17 protein-coding genes and 1 tRNA gene are annotated in these 18610 nt (G+C 53.2%); 11 read left to right on the top strand and 7 right to left on the bottom strand.

Annotated elements, in window-relative coordinates; all coding sequences use genetic code 11:
- A partial coding sequence (locus B2T33_RS12115; RefSeq protein WP_286792102.1) for a LysE/ArgO family amino acid transporter occupies positions 1 to 381 on the bottom strand: 381 nt, incomplete at its 3' end.
- 102 nt (positions 382 to 483) lie between these two features.
- On the opposite strand from B2T33_RS12115, the gene B2T33_RS12110 reads away from it, so the two are divergent.
- The 7 genes from B2T33_RS12110 (at position 484) to B2T33_RS12080 (ending at position 9460) form a co-directional block, all read left to right on the top strand.
- Positions 484 to 1383 carry a LysR family transcriptional regulator ArgP gene (locus B2T33_RS12110; protein ID WP_286792101.1) on the top strand — a complete coding sequence of 300 codons (900 nt, stop codon included), beginning with the start codon at positions 484 to 486 and terminating at the stop codon, positions 1381 to 1383.
- A gap of 146 nt (positions 1384 to 1529) precedes the next feature.
- Positions 1530 to 2855 carry a paraquat-inducible protein A gene (locus B2T33_RS12105; RefSeq protein WP_286792100.1) on the top strand — a complete coding sequence of 442 codons (1326 nt, stop codon included), beginning with the start codon at positions 1530 to 1532 and terminating at the stop codon, positions 2853 to 2855.
- On the top strand, positions 2852 to 4531 hold the full coding sequence (locus B2T33_RS12100; RefSeq protein ID WP_286792099.1) for an intermembrane transport protein PqiB: 1680 nt from the start codon (positions 2852 to 2854) through the stop codon (positions 4529 to 4531). Before B2T33_RS12105 ends, B2T33_RS12100 begins: the two co-directional genes overlap by 4 nt.
- The gene (locus tag B2T33_RS12095) at positions 4528 to 5124 is read left to right on the top strand and encodes a PqiC family protein (protein WP_286792098.1); all 597 of its coding nucleotides are present in this window, start codon (positions 4528 to 4530) and stop codon (positions 5122 to 5124) included. Before B2T33_RS12100 ends, B2T33_RS12095 begins: the two co-directional genes overlap by 4 nt.
- Positions 5125 to 5378: 254 nt before the next feature.
- The gene (locus B2T33_RS12090) at positions 5379 to 7067 is read left to right on the top strand and encodes a hypothetical protein (RefSeq protein WP_008890760.1); all 1689 of its coding nucleotides are present in this window, start codon (positions 5379 to 5381) and stop codon (positions 7065 to 7067) included.
- 130 nt (positions 7068 to 7197) lie between these two features.
- Positions 7198 to 8232, top strand: a complete 1035-nt coding sequence (locus tag B2T33_RS12085) for a GlxA family transcriptional regulator (protein ID WP_286792097.1) — start codon at positions 7198 to 7200, stop codon at positions 8230 to 8232.
- 49 nt (positions 8233 to 8281) lie between these two features.
- Positions 8282 to 9460, top strand: coding sequence for an MFS transporter (locus B2T33_RS12080; RefSeq protein WP_286792096.1), 1179 nt, complete (start codon positions 8282 to 8284; stop codon positions 9458 to 9460).
- Positions 9461 to 9617: 157 nt separating this feature from the next.
- Here the strand turns inward: B2T33_RS12080 and B2T33_RS12075 are convergent, their stop codons facing one another.
- Positions 9618 to 9839 (bottom strand): hypothetical protein, encoded by a 222-nt coding sequence (locus B2T33_RS12075; protein ID WP_008890757.1) that lies wholly within the window; start codon positions 9837 to 9839, stop codon positions 9618 to 9620.
- Between the two features lie 282 nt (positions 9840 to 10121).
- Here B2T33_RS12075 and B2T33_RS12070 point away from each other — a divergent pair.
- Both B2T33_RS12070 and B2T33_RS12065 read left to right on the top strand, forming a co-directional pair.
- A tRNA-Ser gene (locus B2T33_RS12070) sits at positions 10122 to 10214 on the top strand.
- 286 nt (positions 10215 to 10500) lie between these two features.
- Positions 10501 to 11361 (top strand): cupin-like domain-containing protein, encoded by an 861-nt coding sequence (locus B2T33_RS12065; protein WP_286792095.1) that lies wholly within the window; start codon positions 10501 to 10503, stop codon positions 11359 to 11361.
- Between the two features lie 8 nt (positions 11362 to 11369).
- Here B2T33_RS12065 and B2T33_RS12060 read toward each other — a convergent pair whose 3' ends face one another.
- The gene (locus B2T33_RS12060; protein ID WP_197147561.1) at positions 11370 to 12182 is read right to left on the bottom strand and encodes a lysophospholipid acyltransferase family protein; all 813 of its coding nucleotides are present in this window, start codon (positions 12180 to 12182) and stop codon (positions 11370 to 11372) included.
- A gap of 65 nt (positions 12183 to 12247) precedes the next feature.
- A complete protein-coding gene (locus B2T33_RS12055) occupies positions 12248 to 13027 on the bottom strand; it encodes a GNAT family N-acetyltransferase (RefSeq protein WP_197147560.1) in 780 nt (259 codons plus the stop codon).
- A 353-nt stretch (positions 13028 to 13380) separates the two neighbouring features.
- On the opposite strand from B2T33_RS12055, the gene B2T33_RS12050 reads away from it, so the two are divergent.
- Positions 13381 to 13851, top strand: coding sequence for a hypothetical protein (locus B2T33_RS12050; protein WP_197147681.1), 471 nt, complete (start codon positions 13381 to 13383; stop codon positions 13849 to 13851).
- A gap of 89 nt (positions 13852 to 13940) precedes the next feature.
- On the opposite strand, the gene B2T33_RS12045 is transcribed toward B2T33_RS12050, so the two are convergent.
- The 3 genes from B2T33_RS12045 to B2T33_RS12035 form a co-directional block, all read right to left on the bottom strand.
- Positions 13941 to 14183: an Lrp/AsnC ligand binding domain-containing protein gene (locus B2T33_RS12045; protein ID WP_063089733.1), complete on the bottom strand. Its 243-nt coding sequence runs from the start codon at positions 14181 to 14183 to the stop codon at positions 13941 to 13943.
- 97 nt (positions 14184 to 14280) lie between these two features.
- Positions 14281 to 15228: a carbohydrate kinase family protein gene (locus tag B2T33_RS12040; RefSeq protein ID WP_197147559.1), complete on the bottom strand. Its 948-nt coding sequence runs from the start codon at positions 15226 to 15228 to the stop codon at positions 14281 to 14283.
- 158 nt (positions 15229 to 15386) lie between these two features.
- Positions 15387 to 16979, bottom strand: a complete 1593-nt coding sequence (locus B2T33_RS12035) for a bifunctional metallophosphatase/5'-nucleotidase (protein ID WP_197147558.1) — start codon at positions 16977 to 16979, stop codon at positions 15387 to 15389.
- Between the two features lie 622 nt (positions 16980 to 17601).
- Here B2T33_RS12035 and B2T33_RS12030 point away from each other — a divergent pair.
- On the top strand, positions 17602 to 18597 hold the full coding sequence (locus B2T33_RS12030; protein ID WP_197147557.1) for a BMP family lipoprotein: 996 nt from the start codon (positions 17602 to 17604) through the stop codon (positions 18595 to 18597).
- Positions 18598 to 18610: the final 13 nt, after the last annotated feature.

Below are 18610 nucleotides of genomic sequence, written 5' to 3'. Positions count from 1 at the left end.
ATCAAGATAGACATGCGGGTTCAAAAGCGTGACCGCGAGGGTGGTCGTAAGAACCGCCTTCCAGCCAGTTTTTGAAATCGCCTTTTCCGACAATGTCTCGGTTTCAAACAACCGTCGCAGAGCACCAAATCCATACCAGATCAGGAATAAACCGCCGCCCCAGGCCGCAACCTTTGTGAGGAGCGGGTAGGCAGCAATCAGCGTTCCAAGCCCTGCGACGCCCGCTGCAATCAAAACGGCATCGCACAAGGCACAGACGAAGGCCACCATCAGCGGATGATTGCGCCGCAATCCCTGACCGAGAACAAAGGCATTCTGAGCGCCAATCGCAATGATCAGCCCGCCGCCAAGGCCAAATCCGGTGGCATAGGTTAAAAGCATTCTGTGGCATTCCTTGTACAGTGGTCCGCCGTTGATAGCACCTTTGTGGATTAAGAAAATCGAATTATACTAAACATGGATTAGTAAAATTAATGGTTGGTCATGCTCGATTACAAATTGGTTGAGGCCTGCGCGGAGGTTATCCGTTTCGGAAGCTTTGAGAAGGCGGCGCGGGCGCTTGGACTAACTCAGTCTGCAATATCCCAGCGGGTCAAGCTGATGGAGGAGCGACTTGGTCAGCCAGTGTTGGTGCGCGCCAAGCCGGTTGTCCCAACCGTTGCAGGCCAAAGGTTGCTTGCGCATTATCAAAGTGTGCGACTGCTTGAACAGGATCTGGGTTCAGAACTGCCAGAGCTGCGCGCCGAAGGCGAATTTGGTCAGGTAACGCTTGCGGTTAATGCCGACAGTCTGGCGACCTGGTTTGTTGATGTGCCCAAGCTTCTGTTCGAGAAACTTGGGGTTCTGGTGCATTTGGTCGTCGATGATGAATCGCTTAATCATCAATCCTTGCAGGAAGGAAACGTGCTCGGTGCGGTCAGTTTGCGCAATACACCCATTCAGGGATGTCGGGTGCGGCCCCTGGGCTCCATGCGTTACTTTATGGTGGTTTCACCAGAATTTCAGGAACGCTATTTCAAGGATGGCGTAACCTCGGATGCCTTGCGCGCCTGTCCAGCGGTGAATTTTTCCGAACATGATGAACTGCAAAACCAGTTCCTTCATCAATATTTCGGACTAAACCCCGGGGAATTCCCCGCCCACACGGTCCCAAGTTCACAGGGGTTCGTGACCCTTGCCGAACAGGGTGTCGCCTACGCCGTCGTTGAACAGCATCAGGCGGAAGAGGGGCTTCTCACCGGAAAGCTGGTTCGGCCGTGTCCGTTTGAAATTGATCGTCCATTATATTGGCATCACAAAACCATCAACAGTCGGCTTCTTGATCAGGTCAACGATATCGTCCTGTCTGAGGCGCGCCGTCATCTGCCGGAAATTTCGCAGTAAAATCATGTCTCTCTGAACATTGTTTTGTCTTATTTGCCAAGGACATTCACCGCTGCCAAGTGACCCGATTTGACTTGCATGCAAAAGTGTCGCTTACTTTGATGTGCGAACCAGTCCGTATAACGGATTGTAAAGACAGGAAAACAATGTCTCATCGACTGATCGCCTGTGAAAATTGCGACTATCTCCATGTCGAGGAAGAAATCCCGACGGGCAGTGTCGCATATTGCGTTCGATGTGGATCGCCGTTGTACCGCGCGGCACAGGTGCGCTTTGACAAACCGTTGGCACTGGCTGTTACGGCCTTTCTGTTGTTCTTGATTGCCAACAGCTATCCGGTATTGACCTTTGCCATGGAAGGCCGGGTTGAGACCAACACACTGAGCAGTGGCGTGCTGACGTTCTGGCGTGAAGGGTTTCCGTTTTTGGCCATTATGGTCGCCGTCACATCTGTACTGGCACCGCTGGTCCTGATTACGGCGCACATCTATGTATTGCTGCCGATCAGCTTGAACCGGCAAGTGCCCGGCATGCAGCAGGTCTGGCGCATTCTGGCGATCATCCGGCCCTGGTCGATGCTGGATGTCTTCCTGATCGGGTTGCTGGTGGCTTTGACCAAGCTGACGGATTTTGCTGACGTCATTGCCGGTCCTGCGTTTTTTGCGATTTGCTGTCTGATCCCGACGGTTCTTCTGATGAATATCACGCTTGATCCGCGCTACGTTTGGCGGCGGTTGGCACCGGCAAACCTGCGTTATTCGACATCTGAAGATATTGGCAACCAACAAGGTTCAGATCAGCAAGACAGAGCACTTCTGACCTGTCACACATGCTCCATGGTTGTTCTGGGCGGCGGGCATGAAAATGTGCATTGTCCGCGCTGTGGTGCGATGGTGCATCACCGAAAACCACGCAGCCTGTCGCGTTCATGGGCGTTATTGCTGGCTGCTGTCATTTTGTATGTGCCGGCAAATGTCTTTCCGATCATGACCGTGACGTATCTTGGCCGGGCAGAGGCAGACACAATACTTTCCGGCGTCAGCGCGCTGGTCCGGGCCGGAGAGTGGCCAATTGCCATCGTTGTCTTTACTGCAAGCATTCTGGTGCCAATCATCAAAATCCTGCTGTTGGGGTGGGTTTATATTGCGACCGCCTTGGGGTTGTCTGGTCCACTCAAGGAGCGCACATTGATTTATCGTATCACGGAGCTGATCGGGCGATGGTCGATGGTTGATGTGTTTATGGTATCGATCCTTGCTGCACTGGTGAAACTTGGAAATATCGCAACAGTTCAACCCGGTTTCGGGGCTGTGGCATTCTGTGGGGTGGTTATTTTGACAATGCTGTCGGCCATGGCCTTTGATCCGCGTTTGATTTGGGATCGCGCCGGTATGCAAACGGTCAAGCGACCAAGATTGGCAAGAGTGAAGACAGATCATGACCGCGTTCAAAATCAGGGGATTCCGTCATGAGTGACGCGAAAAGTTCAGAACCGGATCAACAGCCGGAAAAGCCCGACATCCGAACAGGTTGGGGCCGTTTTTCAATTATCTGGCTGGTGCCGCTGGTGGCCTTGATCGTCGGTGGTTGGCTGTTGTGGCGTGATATCGTCTCAAAGGGTCCTGAAATCACCGTTACGTTTGAAGCGGCCGAAGGTCTGTCTGCCGGTAAGACAGCCGTGCGTTATCGCGATGTCGATGTCGGTCAGGTAACAGCCATAAATCTTGCCGACGATATGGAACATGTTGTTCTGACGATCCGGATGAACGCAGATTTCAGCGATTACCTGACAGATAAAACGCGGTTTTGGGTTGTGCGCCCACGCGTGAGTGCGAGGGGTATTACCGGCTTGGAAACCATTGTTTCCGGGGCCTACATTGAAGTGATACCTGACAAGTCGGGGGAAAAGGCACGCCAATTTGTTGGCGAGGAAGAGCCGCAATTTATCCCTGATGAAGAAAACGGCACGCGTTTTGTCCTGACCGCAGAAGAACTTGGTTCCCTGGGTGAGGGGACACCGGTCCTTCTGCGCGGGATCGAGGTCGGAGAGGTGCTTGATACCGAACTGGATGCCAATGCGGATGGTGTTTCAATCCCCATATTTATCCGCAAACCTTTCGATGCGCTTGTTAAACGCCAAACCAGATTTTGGGATTCAAGCGGGATTGCCCTTGATCTGAATGCCGAAGGCTTTTCTGTGCGCGCGCAGTCTGTTCGCTCTGTTTTGGCGGGCGGGATCAACTTTTATACGCCGCCTGCAAATGAAAACGACGAAATGGCGACCGCAGATACGGTATTCCGCCTGCATGAAAGCCTTGAGAAGGCCGAGTTGCTTGCCGAGGGATACAGCCAGCGCTACATGCTTTATTTTGATTCCTCGGTTCGCGGGCTTTCGCGCGGTGCACCTGTGGAATTTAACGGTATCCGTGTCGGGACAGTCGAAAGTGTCGACCTGGAATATGTCGTCACACAGCATGCCTTCCGTGTGCCGGTTGAAGTCACACTTGAACCCGAACGGGTAAGTATCGTTGGTGGGCGCCTGGGGGATGTCGACCCGCAGGAAACCATTGAAACCCTGATTGATAATGGCCTGCGTGCCCGCCTCAAGACAGGAAGTTTCATTACGGGTCAGTTGTTTGTCGACCTGTCCATGCATCCGGTTTCCCCGGCGCGCTATCTTGGCAATCAAGAGGGCAATTTGCCGGAACTTCCGACATTGCCGCAAAAGTTGGACGAAATTGCAAATTCGCTAACCAGTCTTCTTGAAAAGGTCGAGACCTTCCCGATTGAAGAAATCGGAATTCGCCTGCTTGGGACCGTGGAGGGCATGGAGAATATCGTAACGTCGCCGGCCCTGAATAACGGGATGATCAGCCTGCAACAGGCCGCAGCGGGCATAAATACGCTTGTTACCAATCTGGATGCGAGTGTGTTACCCGCAACCCAGACCGCACTGGATGCAGCACGCGAGGCACTTGGCGGTGTTCGCGATGTCACGGCGCCAACGTCACCTGTGCGTTACAACCTTGAACAGGCCCTGAAAGAACTCGGTGCGACGGCGCGTTCCCTGCGTGAACTGACCGATTTCCTCGAACAGAACCCGAGTGCCCTTATCCTTGGCAAGAGCGGCCCGGAGGAGAATAAATGATGCGACACACAGTCCGGAAAATGATCTCCAGATGGGGGGTGCTGCTGGTTGCACCGCTTTTGGCCGCTTGCGCGTCACCCTCGGTTCCTGACCAATATTATTTGCTGTCACCAATGGTGCAGCCGGTGTCGCCGGCATCCGGTGAAACGACAGTCATTGGCGTGGGTCCGGTGACAATTCCGAGCTATCTCGACCGATCGACGATCGTCACGCGTAGTGCCGCCAATCGACCGGAGGTCAATTCCGGTTACCGCTGGGCCGAACCGCTGGGCGAGAACATCAATCGTGTTCTTATGGATAACCTCGACAGGACCGGGGTTGCAGCACGGCTGGAAGTCTTTCCGTGGAACTCACGGGACATGGTGGAATGGCAGGTGGTTGTCGATATTGACCGTTTTGAACTGCAGGCCGATGGCAATGTTAACCTCACAGCACGCTGGAAGCTTGTGCGTTTCCAAAGTGGGGAAATCGTCACAGCAGCCAAATATGACAAGGTCAGCACACCAGTCGATCAAACACTCGACAACACCGTTATCGCCATGAGCAGCCTGCTGGCCGATTTGACAGCCGAAATTGCGGCGCGGATACCGTGATCCGTCACAAAAGGACGGTTGAAGGGCGAATACGCAGTTCGATTGTCAGAATTTCCCAGCTTGAAGGGCAGGGGAATTCAGGAAATTCTAAAGAAATACCCGAAAGTATATAAAACATCTGCATCGAACTATTGTTTTAGGAACCCGAATAGCAGTATAAGTAAGAATAAATATAAAAATTGGGACACGCGCCTGACTAGTTAAACGGCAGACTTATGCCGCCCAAACAGGAAGTTAGGGAGCCAGAGCGCGTCATGTCGGATACGACATTTGAAGTTATGGTCCAGCGTGGGGATCGCTGGATAATCCATTCGACATTTGATGTCGAACAGGAGGCGGTTACAGAAGCTGAAAAGCTTGTGAAAACCAAGATCTCTGCCGTGCGCGTTATTCGTAACTGGGAACGCGGCGACGGTCGTCATATTGAAAAGGTACTTCTCGAAAAACAAGGTGCTGGCGATGACCAGGACGATGACGTTCGGGTAACTTCGATCGACGAAGCGCCGTTGTGCGAGACGGATAACGACCTTTTGCAGAAAGAAAGCCGCGCGACCATCAACCGGTTGCTGCGCAAATATTTCGAACAGGAAATTCTGACGCCTTGCGAGGTAATGTACAATTACCAGAACCTGCGCAAGTTGATGTTCCATGACACCTTGATGCCGACCGCGGTCGACAAGGTTGCCGGGCTTCATGCCAAGGCGACGGATGGCGATCACATTGAGGCGATGAACAACCTTCATGGCGCGATTGAGCAGCTTTCTGCGCGCGCCCGCGAAGTTGAGAAGGTCGATCTGCCGGCATTCGAAGACGCCACCATTTCGGAAGTGCGTGACGAAATCCGACGCCTCAACCTTGCGGAAGATACCGACTTCCTGACCATGGTTGCGCTGACGCGTGTGCTGTCCTCGACCCGTAACTGGGTTGGCAAGCTTGACCTCGCGCTTAAGGTCAAGGGCGATGAAAAGGACGAAGCTGCCCGCAAGATGATTGATGACGTGATTGCCGATATTCTCGGTTCTCCCGTCGCACTCAAGGAACTGCTTGGCGGTTCGCGCAGCTTTGGCGAAGCGGTGACCCTGCACATTGACCTCGCACTTGGTCGGGCAAAGGGCAATCGCGGTGCTGCCGATGACATTCTGGAACTTCTGAACCCGCTGTTTGGGTCTGGCCTTTTGGCCAACAGTCAGGAAGCGATGTTTGATTACATCGTTCGCGAACTGCGCAGTGCCAATAGCCTGCAACGCCACGAAAGCGATCCGGATCCGCTTGACGGTATCCTTGAACGCCTGATCACAGAGCAGGGCGTGATTTATGGCACGCCGATGGTCAGCGCGATTGCTGAACGTGGTGCTCGGTTGCGCAATGTTGGTGGCCCACGGGCCCTGATCGAAGGTGTCGCAGAAATCAACAGTCGCCTGATCCCCAACTTCCGGAAGCTGACCTGGCTTATTGCGGTTGCCAATAGCGGGATCGTCGAAGACTTTGCCGACGAACTTTACGAAATGATGCGCGACGCTGTTGGTGATATGCGTGCTTTGCGCGCGTTCTGTGAGCCGGACGCCAAGCCACGCGACAAAATGGCGACCGTCAAACATATGAACGACGTGCTTGCGGCATCAAACGTTCCTGACGAACAGAAGGCGGAAATCGGTGCCAAGCTTGATGACGGGCTGGCAGAGTATCTTGTCCGCGAGAAGGTGATTGAACGCATTGATAATCCGAGCCTGCATTTGCGCAAACGCGCCTATATGCTGGTTCAGTTCTGTTCAAGTGGTGTTCTGATTGAGGGCAAATCGGCTGCCATGGCCCGGAAAAGGGTGGTCGGGTATCTGAAACAGCCCAACTTTACCGACAAATTGGTCGATGACATCAAGGACATGACGACCAAGGAAGGCACGATCCGCGATTTCTATGCATTGTTGCAACGAAGCGGGTTCTGAGCCGAAGACATCCTTTTGGCGTTGAATGACCAAACCACCCCACGAAAGCCAGTTGGCAAGATTCGTGGGGTGTTTGTCATTGTTGCCACATTCGGGATTGGGCATGATGTATCTCTGACAAGGAGCTACGATGATGTCCAACTCGCCCCATACCCCGAAATTAGTCGCCTGCCACGCCTTTGATGGTGTCATGAGTCTTGATGTCATCGGGCCGCTTCAGGTGTTTGGCTCGGCAAATGACGAGCTTTCCGCGCTGGGACGGCCACAAGGATACGACGGGATCGTTGTGGCCGGGGCGAGTGGGCCGGTACAGACATCCTGTGGTGTGCGAATATATGCCGATATGGCGTGGCGCGACCTTGATCTGGAAACGGTCGATACCTTGCTGGTGCCAGGTGGTGTCGGTGTTCTGACAGAATGCAAAGAACCGCAAATCCTTGATTGGGTCAGAAAGGCCGAAGGCATCGTATCGCGGCTAGGCTCGATTTGTTCAGGTGCACTTATTCTGGCCGAGGCGGGGGTGCTTGATGGCAAAATGGCCACAACCCACTGGTCGCGTTGCGAACAAATGGCACGGGATTACCCGGCAATCCAAATGATGGGCGATCGGCTGCATAGCTATGATCCCGCGGGCTTGGATGGCGATCCGCACGTTTTTACATCAGCTGGTGTCACCGCCGGGATTGATCTGGCACTGGCGATTGTGGAGGCCGATTTTGGGCGTGCCCTGGCCTTGTCCGTTGCGCGCCGGCTTGTGATGTTCCTCAAACGGCCCGGCGGGCAGGCACAGTTCAGCGCCTATCTTATCCCTGAAACAGGTGCCACAGCACGGCTTGCAAATCTGCTTGAATGGTTGCCCGGCAATATCGCCAAGGATTTGTCGCTTGAAACGCTTGCCGAACGTGCCGGGATGACACCGCGCACTTTTTCACGGGTGTTTGCGCGTGATCTGGGGATGAGCCCGGCGCGTTATGTCGAACGGGTTCGGGTAGAAGCCGCCCGTGCGCTGTTGCAGGACGAAGCCCTTGCGATTGGACAGGTTGCCGAGTTGTGCGGCTTCCGTCATCCGGAAACGCTGCGCCGGGCGTTTCAGCGCCATCTTTCTGTCAGTCCCCAGGAATATGCGGAGCGCTTTGCCCGCAAATCATTAGTCACCGCAAACTAACAACGGTTTGACGGCTTTCATCACAGTCTGAATTTCAGGAGTTGGGAACATGTTGTTGCTGACCAATGGATCATTGCGTCTGCTTTTCTTCGCACAAGCGCTGTATTGGTCCTGTTCACTGATCGGCATTACCCTGACATCGCTTGTCGGTGTATCGCTTGCGCCCGCGCCATCCATGGCAACTTTGCCACTTGGAATGCTTATGGTCGGAAACCTCGTATCTGTTCATCCGCTTGCCATGTTGATGCAGCGTCGTGGACGACGCGTTGGGTTGTTTGTCGGGGCACTCTTTGGAGTTTTGGGTGGCCTGATGGTGGCTTACGGCATTTATATCGGATCGTTCTGGCTGGTCACGTTTGCCGCTGCACTGATTGGCACCTATCAGGCGTCGGCTATGTATTATCGTTACGCCGCGCTGGAAACTGTCGCGCCATCCGAAAAGGGGCGTGCTGCCGCCCTTGTTCTGGGCGGGGGTGTTCTGGCCGCGCTAATTGCCCCTGAGATTGCTGTTGCGAGCCAAGGTTTACTTCCAGTTCCGTTTTCCGGGGCCTATGTGGCGCTGGCAGGTCTCGCAGCCTTGGGTGCATCCTTGATGATCATGTTGCCAGACGGCGGCATTCCGCAACGTGCCGGGTCGAGCAGGGCGGTTATGTCCGATTTGTTGCGCCGCCCAGTCATTCGTGGCGCGATCGCCATCAGTGCCGCTGGCCAGGGGATTATGGTTCTGGTCATGACAGCGACGCCGCTTGCGATGAAATATTGTGGCTTTGATGTGGATGTTTCGGCCAACGTGATCCGTTGGCATTTGATCGGGATGTTCTTGCCGGCCTTCGTAGCCGGGCCAATGATCGACCGGTTTGGGCCACGCCGGGTCGCATCATTCGGGGCGTTTGCGCTGGTAATAAGTGTTGGCGTTGCCGTCTCGGGCATTTCGGTTGCCGCTTTCCTGGTCAGTTCGTTCCTTCTGGGGATTGGCTGGAACATGATGCTGTTGGCGGGGACGACGATGCTGGGCGAGGGGCATGATGCGGCGGAACGCGGGCATGCGCAAAGCCTGATGGAACTTGGCAACAGTGGGACGGCGACAGTCGCCACAATTGCCAGCGGGGCATTGATCGCCGGTGCTGGTTGGAGCCTGATCAACTTTGGTGTGTTACCGGTTTTGGGTGTTGCACTGATTTTGATGTGGCGGGGATATGCCGCAAAGCAAGCAACCGCAGGCGTATGAAATCAAAAGAAACCGCCGGTCAAGACGACCGGCGGTGAAGTTGCAGGGCGAACGGGGATCGCCGCCCCGGCGCGACTGAAGTCGCTTGCACCCCAAGCCGTTCGGGATGGACGCGAACGGTTAGGGTGCGTGTGTACAGGCAATAAAAAACCGGCCATCAGGCCGGTTGGGATACCAAACTTGTCGCATTGCCTGCGACGAATTCCTTGATCTTCTGCAAAACGAAATCGCGTGAACTATTTTCGCGGGTACGGAACAGGACTTCGCGGTCCTGAATGACCAGCCCCATGTAAACAGGATCGTTATGACCTTCCTTGGTCATCTTGAGGGCGCGAAGGGTATGACCGAGATCATCCGTGCTTTGATAGATCGTACGCATTTTTCTCCAACCAGCATTTACGTCAAAAGACGGTGAAAAACCAATCGACCACACCGTTATGACAGCTGTTTTTTTCTGTCCGATGACAGCCATGTGATGGTTTGAAGACTCTTTTCCCAATCAACCGTGAAATGCAGTGAGCAATGCAGTCAAAAAGCTGCTGGTTTTATTTGGCAGGACTGTTAAAAAGAAAACGACCTTAACGCTGGTTTCGGGCATTGACATGCGCCATGGCGATGTTTAAGAAAGGCGTCGTTCCGCAGGGAACACCAAGGACATAAAGGGCAAGTGGCCGAGTGGCTGAAGGCGCTCCCCTGCTAAGGGAGTATAGGGTCAAAAGCCCTATCGAGGGTTCGAATCCCTCCTTGCCCGCCATTGATTAAAGCACCCCAAAAGGGTGCTTTTTTCGTTTCGAGCCCGCGCATTTGGGCCGTGGCCGACGCGATTGATTATGGTGAAGCCAGATCGGTTCCCAAATCACGTTGGCTCATCGCAAGAGATCAAAAATTACAACTGTTTAGTCCATAGTGCCACCGGCGCAGCCAGCTTGATTTCGTCTGTTTCCTATGATCTATCTGAGAAGCTCCAAGCTGAAGGTGGAACAGAAAAAAGGCTTGAGCGTTCTGGTATGCAGCAAAACAAGAAAACAGACGGGGCCGGAATGACGAGCCAGTTAAGCTATCTGAGCATTGATCGACGAGATGATCTGAGCCGAGAAGAGTTTATTGACCAATATCTTAAGCCCAAACGTCCCGTCATCATGCGCAGTTTCGCCGCAAACTGGCCTGCATTGGAAAAATGGTCTTATGACTACCTGAAGCAGGGCTGTGGCGATGTCGAGGTGCCGCTTTACAGCGAGGCATTTGCAAACTCGGATAACGACTATCTCGATTCAACCCAAAGCATGCCCTTTGGCGAATATCTTGATCTTATTCAGGCGGGGCCGACACCGCTTCGCATGTTTTTGTTCAATGTGTTCAAGCATATGCCACAACTGCGCGAGGATTTTTCATATACTGACCTTGGCGTTACGTTCCTGAAAAATCATCCATTCCTGTTTGTTGGTGGTCAGGACGCCTATGTCGATATCCATTACGACCTTGATCACAGCCATGTTTTCCTGACGCAGATGACCGGCACCAAACGTGTGATCCTGTATGGAAGCGAAAATGGACGGCACCTGTATCAGCATCCACTGACTGTTTCGTGCAATATTGATTTTCGGAACCCGGATCTGGAACGCTATCCGAAGCTTAAAGATATTCACGGCTATGAATGCATTCTGGAGCCGGGCGATACCATCTTTATCCCCAGCCGCTGGTGGCATTTCATCGAATACAGCACGGCTGGCATCAGCCTGACATTGCGCGCCTTGCCTGAAACCTGGCCTGCGCGTGCGGCGGGTCTTGCCAGCATCTTCAAGCTTAAGGTCATTGACCAGTATCTCGGCAAGATGATTGGCGAAAAGAAGTGGTATCAGATGAAGGAAGACTGGGCACACGCCCGTGCGCGAAAGGCTTGAGGCTTGCCTCAAGACTTTTTCAGGATGATGTCATAGCCGTTTTGAACCCCCGCATGGGCCCATCGGGTCAGTTCCTTGCGGTTATCAAATTCGGATACCCGACGGCTTGGACTGAAATGGACTTTGACGGTACAGCCCGACGTTGCCATGAAGCGCCAGAAATGGAAGGCAAGGGTGGTGTCGTCAAACCAGGGGTAAAGAACCGTTTCCGGTTCTGGCGAAGATCCACTCGCGCTGTCTTTCAGGCATAAAACGGTTATCGGCTGAACGTGGCAAACTTCAGCGATCTTTTCGTCAAACACAAATTCCATCAGCGACGATTTGAACGGCAGGACGACACTTCCATCCGTACTTGTCCCTTCGGCAAACAGAACCAGCCGACGGTCGGGGAGGATCTTGTCGCGCAGGATCTTGATCTGTTCGTGGGATTTGATGGCCCGGCGCTCAACAAAAATGGTTTGGCAACAGCGCGCAAGGAACCCGATCCCTGGCCAGCCGCGAACTTCGGACTTGGCGATGAAATTTACGGTGAACAGCGCATTGATCACCGGAATGTCGAGGTAAGACGTATGGTTCCCCAACAGCAGCAAAGGAAGGGTTTCGCTTGGCGATCCAGTGACTTCGACCTTGATGCCTGTGATCTTGCGGGCACCAAGGTGCCAGATGCGGACAATCTGGGAACTGGCCCGGAGCTTGAGACCTTCAAGGATCAGGAAAGGGATCAGCATCGCAAACAGCCAGACCATCAGCGTCGTGAATTTGAGCCCTGCCTTCACGTGCTGTGCTGGTGTGATCGGTGCAGTGATGTGGGGTGTTGCCATCTGGTCCAAAGCGCTTGAAAACCCTTGTTTGACGTCACGGATGTTTCTTTTAACAGTAATCGCACTCACGCGTTTAGAGGCGTGAGATCAAGGCGATCAGCCTGCTTTTTATAGAATCTGTAGTATTGGTCAGGGACCTTGGCGACATCTACCGTAATCAATACATCAAGCGTCTTGAAATCGGGATCAAGTGCGACGCCATCGCCAACAACGCCACCCAGCGACAAGTAGGCTTTGATCAAGGGTGGCAATTTCGCAAGGGCCTCGTCCGGATCAATGTCGTCTTTTGCCATGCGTTCCATCGACTGATAATCGAGTGCGCGTGCAATATGAGGTTCATCATCCAATCGGTAGTGATGCAGGTATGACAGTTCGTAGGCGATCTTGTCGATATCGGTCGCATGGAAGCTTGCGCAGCCGAACAGGTAGCGAATGTCATGATTGAAAATCAGCTTGGTGATACCGCGCCACAGAAGCTGAATGGCCTTGCCATCGCGATAGTCCTTGTGAACACAGGATCGGCCGACTTCCATGCAGTTGTCTTTCACAGCGCCAAGCAGGGGAATAGAGAACTCTTCCTGCGCGATGTATGAGAGATCTGCGGGTTTTTGTTGCGAAAGCAGCAATCTGGTGGTGGCGATGACTTTCTTGTCATTTTCATTATCCACGACCAGCAAGTGTTCGCAGAACGCGTCGAATTTATCGCTATCAAGGCCGGCCGAGTGTTGCTCGGTCATGGCTTTGGCGTGAAATTCGCCAAAGAAGACCTCAAAGCGAAGTTCTTGCGCCGCTTTCAGGTCTTGTTTGGTCTTGGCAAGATGAACAGAAAATCTACCGGATGCCATATTGGAAATTAATTCTGTTGTTCTAATGAAACTTGGTTGCCGTCGCTTTTCGCGATGACAGAGTGATTTGTATCACATAATGAACTGTCTATGAAAACAATATGATAGCGTTAAATCGACCAGTGTTTTCGGTCGAACATCATCGCGGATTGAAAAGCCCAAGGCGTATTGATGACAAGGTCAAATGCGTCATCTGGTATTGCCGTGATCTGCCCGGTGACCAATCCAGAAAAATATTCTCTGCTGTATGGCATAAAGGTGGCTGGTGAAACGTTATCCTTACTGGGCTTGTCGCAATTTTGGGCAAAGTCCCCACATGAGTTTGGATGTTTTTCACGATGACAGAGGTCGCCATGCCGTTCACAACCAGCTGGGTCAAAGAAATTACGACCGGTTTTGTTCTTGTGGGTGCCAGTCTTGCTCTGACAACACCTGTACAGTCACATCCGGCCAATCAGGAACATCACCACACCGTCGTCGAACTTGCCCAAGGTGGCGGTATTTTCAGTGATGAAGAACGGCTCATTATTCGCGATGTGCTTGATGTTGCGACCGGGCAGTCTGACCAAGATAGCGACAAAAAGGACAAGGGTAACAAGGGTAAAGGCAATAAAGGCTTGCCGCCCGGTATTGCCATGAAGCTTGAGCGCGGTGGTACCTTGCCGCCCGGCATCGCCAAGCGCGATTTGCCAGATAACCTGATTTCGCGACTTCCTGCGCGCACGGACGGTGCGCTGCGTCAGATCGTTGGCGACGATGTTGTGCTGATCGAAAAGGGGACCGAGATCATTCTTGATGTGATCCGGGATGTTGCCAGAAACTAAGTTGAGTTGCCTGCATCCGACAGAAAGAAAGCGGCGCCTGATTGGCGCCGCTTTTGGTTCTGCAAGCTTGTTTTTCGGCCGTTTGCCCCTCAGGTGAAGGCGTTAAAGGTAATGATGGTCTGGGTGTCCTTGATATGAGGCAGCTTGTGGATACTTTCGTTCACATAGCGCCCAATATCCTGTCCGTCATCAATATATACCTTGACCAACAATTCAAACGGGCCGGAGATGGAATAGACTTCGGAAACGCCTTCGACTTCTTCAACAAGCGCTGCTGCGACGTCATAGGCTTTGCCAAGTTCACATTTCACAAAGATGAAAAATGGATGCATCGGATCGGCTCCGGTTTGATGTTGAATTCAGGACAAGCTACCTGCGTTGGATGTTCCATGCAATCATCAAGCAGGATCTTGGTTTGGCCCCTTTGGGTCAAAGGGCTTTGCTTTCGGCCTTTGCTGCGCGTTCCGTGACTGCGTCGAGCGTCAGATCCCAAACAGTGGTGCCCTCGGTTTCTGCCGTCAGGCTGGCCATCGCGAGGCCCGATGCCATTGCATCGTCAAAGCTTGTATGCGGTTTCGAGTAAGCCGACAAAAAACCGGAATAGAAGGCATCACCCGCACCATTGACGTCTTTGACCTTGGTGGGCAACGGATGCCAGAACGCCGTCCCCGATGCTGACGAGGACACAACCCCTTGTGCACCAAGCGTGATCACGACATCCGGGATACCCTTGCCGCGCAAAAGCTCGACAGCAACCTTTGCCTGCGCAAGATCGTTGATCTCGATGCCGGTCAGGATGCGTGTTTCTGCGCGGTTCGCAATCAGTAGGTCCAGTTTATCAAGCACCGGCTTGAACCTTACTGCCTTGCTGGGCGAAACGGTAGCTGCGCACAGTTTTGTCGTCTGTTTGTTTTCGGCAAGCCACATGATGCTTTCGGTCGGCAGGTTCGCATCAACCAACCACCATGGCCGTGCCTGAAGGTTTGCCAGATGCGGTTCAAGGCGATCAATGGTCAGCAGGTCATAGACCTCGGCATTCATCATGCCGAGCGCGAGTTCGCCGGTTTCATCAAGAAGGGCCGTGTAACCGGCCGTTGCCATGCCACTGATCTTCATCAGATGACGGGTGTCGATCCCAAGTTCGGACAGCGCCTCGATGACCTGATCGCCATCCCCGTCATCCCCGACAGCACCAAGCATCGCGACATTATTGCCCAGAAGCCGCAGATGCACCGCAATGTTGCGGCTGACACCGCCAGGTTTGCGATGCAATGTCCGAACCGGGTTCGAGGCAGCGGGCACAAAAGTCTCGGTACATTGCAAGGTGCGGTCGAAATGGGCGGCACCAAAGCAAAGAATGTTAGCATTAGGCGTCATAGAGAACGGGTGCTCTTTGTCGTGGGACGTCACGCAGGTGACGGTCATGTGCTGTAAGCGATGTTGATAAGCCTCAAGCGCGCATGAAGGCAAGGAAAACAAAAAAGGCAGTCCGTTACGGACTGCCTTTCGGTCGCTTGATCGCGCAGAAAACCTGTTTATTTCAGGTTGATGCGACCCTTGGTCGTCGGGGTCATTGGCGAGTTAAGCCCGATATAGTCGGCAACAGCCTGTTCAAGGTTCGGTCCGAAGTCATAGACATCGGTGGCATTATCCCGGAACAGGGCGTAACCATCACCGCCATTGCGCATGAAGTCGTTGGAAACAACGCCATACATTTTGCCGGTCTCGATCGGTACGAAGCCGTTGCCCTCGGCAACCATGACGTTTGAAACACGCGATCCGGCAGGTTGCGAAAGATCAAGGTCAAATTTCAGGCCCGCAACCTGCGGAAACTGGCCTTTGCCTTCCTCGACAAGCGATACACCATGTTCAAGCGATGCAACGATATCCGCACCGGAAAGCTTGAAGGTTGCCAGCGCATTCTGGAACGGAAGAACCGTCAGGACTTCACCCATGGTAACCGTGCCTTCATCGATGCTTGCACGTACACCGCCGCCATTCTGGATGGCGATCTGATAGTCATCACCGGCTTTCCAGAGCATCGCGTCAGCAACCAATGAACCCATGGAACATTCCATCTTGCGGCAGATTTCGCGCGATCCATCTGCAGGTGCTGTGAAGCTGCCGACTTCAAGGGTGCGAACGGCATCAACCTGACCGCTGGCCTCTGCGATAACGGCAAGAACGTCCTCGGCCTGTTTGATGCTGGCATCAAGCGCAATCGGATCACCCGACCATGCGGTTGCCACACCTGCATCATCAAATGTGACGTTCAGGTCTCCAAGGTAACGGCTGTAGGCATACGCCTGGACGATCAGAACAGGTTTGCCATCGGCACCATTTTTGACGACCGGGTAGGGATGGGATGCCTTGTCATCACTGTTGGAAAACAGAAGATGGTCATGACCGCCGACAATCACGTCAACACCAGTGACATCGCTGACATACTCAAAATCGGCATATGAACCCGAATGGCTGAGAGCGACAATTTTGTTGATGCCCTGGGCGGTCAAGCGATCGACTGAGCTTTGCAGTGATTGCGCAAGGTCGTTGAACTTGACGTTCGGACCCGCACTTGAAATGTCGGCGGTTTCCGGCGTTGTCAGCCCGACGATACCAATGCGTTCACCACCAACCGTGATGATGGTTTCAGGTTTGATTAGTTCGTTCAGCCCATCCGTGGTGGCTTCGATGTTGGCCGACAAAATGGGGGTAAGGCTTTTTTTGATGAAGCTTGCCAGAACGTCCGGGCCATCATCAAACTCATGGTTGCCAACCGCCATTGCATCATAATCAACAAGGTTCATGAGTTCAGCCGTCAGCGAACCCTTGTAGGTCGAGTAATAAAGGGACCCTTGGAACTGATCGCCTGCATCGACAACCAGAACATTGCCGCCTTCGGCACGGGCGTCACGAATGGCTGTGGCAAGACGGCCATAGCCGCCAAAGCACTTGCCTTCGGCGTCGTCCTCGGCGCTGCAAGTATTATTGTATTTTGTGACCGATTCAACGCGGTCATGGACGTCATTGGTATGGATCAGACGCAAATCATAATCGGCCAACGCGCTTCCGGCACCAAGGCTCAGCATGGTGCAGGCCGACAGCAGCCCTGCAATTGTTCTTTTCATTCCTGTTCTCCAACAATAATCCACTCTTCCTGTCCCGATCGGGAGGGAAAGTATGAAAACGCAAATCTGTGGGTCGGAAAATCTTTGCCCCGCGGAATGCTAGCACCAAACTTTCGCGAACGGTATGTCCGGTTGTTGACGGTGTGGTTAAAATTACACATCGGTTGTGGTCTTAGGTCCGCACCGGTTCATTTATGTCGGGAAGAATCGGAAACGCACCAATTTCAGTCATTCGAGGTTCAATGGTCCCGATTTGATGCCATTTACGCGTATCGACAAAGATAAATTAACGTGCAGAAAAGGTTGGTTCAGGTTTGAGCCTGATTGGTCCGAAACTAAGGGAAACCCCGCAGATATGCGATTTGAAGTTCCGGTTGTAGTGCATTGGTGCTGACCAAGTGGACAGGTCTGTGCAACGTGTTGCGTGCTCAGCTATTTACAGGGCACTATATTTTGTAGTTACCATGAGCATTCGCAGCATGCCAAACTGCGCTGCATTGGTCCTTGACCAACGCCGCTTTGCTTATGTTGCGAGACATGTGTTTTCGATGAGGGAGTTCCGCCAAACAAGATGGGCATTGGCGGAAAGATAATCAGAATTCAAACAAAGAAGGGCATCGGAATGAAAAAGCTTCTGACCTCGGTGGTCGCGGCTGTTGCTTGCTATGCAGGCGTTGCTTCGGCTGCAGAAATCAATCCGGCTGTGGTTTACGATCTTGGTGGTCGTTTTGACCGCTCATTCAACCAGGCGGCATACACGGGTGCCGAGAAGTACAAGGAAGATACCGGTACTGAGTATCGTGACTTCGAAATCCAGAACGATTCACAGCGCGAGCAGGCAATGCGCAACTTTGCGCGCCGCGGCATGAATCCGATTGTTGCGATTGGTTTTTCCCAGGCTTCTGCACTTGAAAAAGTTGCTAAAGAATTCCCTGAAACCAAATTTACCATTGTTGACATGGTTGTAGACCTGCCGAACGTTCAGTCGGTGGTTTTCAAGGAACATGAAGGTTCGTTCCTTGTCGGTGTTCTGGCGGCTATGGCATCTGAAACCGGCAAAGTCGGTTTCGTTGGTGGTATGGACATCCCGCTGATCCGCAAATTCGCCTGCGGCTACGCACAGGGCGTGAAGTATTCGAACGGTGATGCGGAAGTCTTCCAGAACATGACCGGTACCACCGGTGCGGCCTGGAACGATCCGGTAAAGGGTGGTGAACTTGCGAAATCGCAGTTCGACCGTGGTGCGGATGTTGTTTACCATGCTGCAGGTGGTACTGGCGTTGGTGTGCTTCAGGCTGCTGCAGATGCCGGTAAACTCGGTATTGGTGTGGACTCCAACCAGAACGGCCTGCATCCGGGTTCGGTTCTGACGTCTATGCTGAAACGCGTTGACGTTGCTGTTTACGAAGCTTTCGAGGCTGCTGCCAACGATACCTGGGAGCAGGGCCTGACCATTCTGGGTCTTGCAGAGGGCGGCGTTGATTGGGCACTTGATGAAAACAACGAAAGCCTGATCACCGACGAAATGAAAGCAGCCGTTGCCGAGGCCAAGGAAGCAATCATTTCCGGTAACCTTGAAGTACACGATTACATGAGCGATAGCGCCTGCCCAATGTAAGGCAGACGTCAAA

The organism is Thalassospira sp. UBA4513, from assembly GCF_002388495.1.
GTDB classification, from domain to species: Bacteria; Pseudomonadota; Alphaproteobacteria; order Rhodospirillales; family Thalassospiraceae; genus Thalassospira; species Thalassospira tepidiphila.
This window is presented reverse-complemented; position numbering and strand designations above follow the sequence as displayed.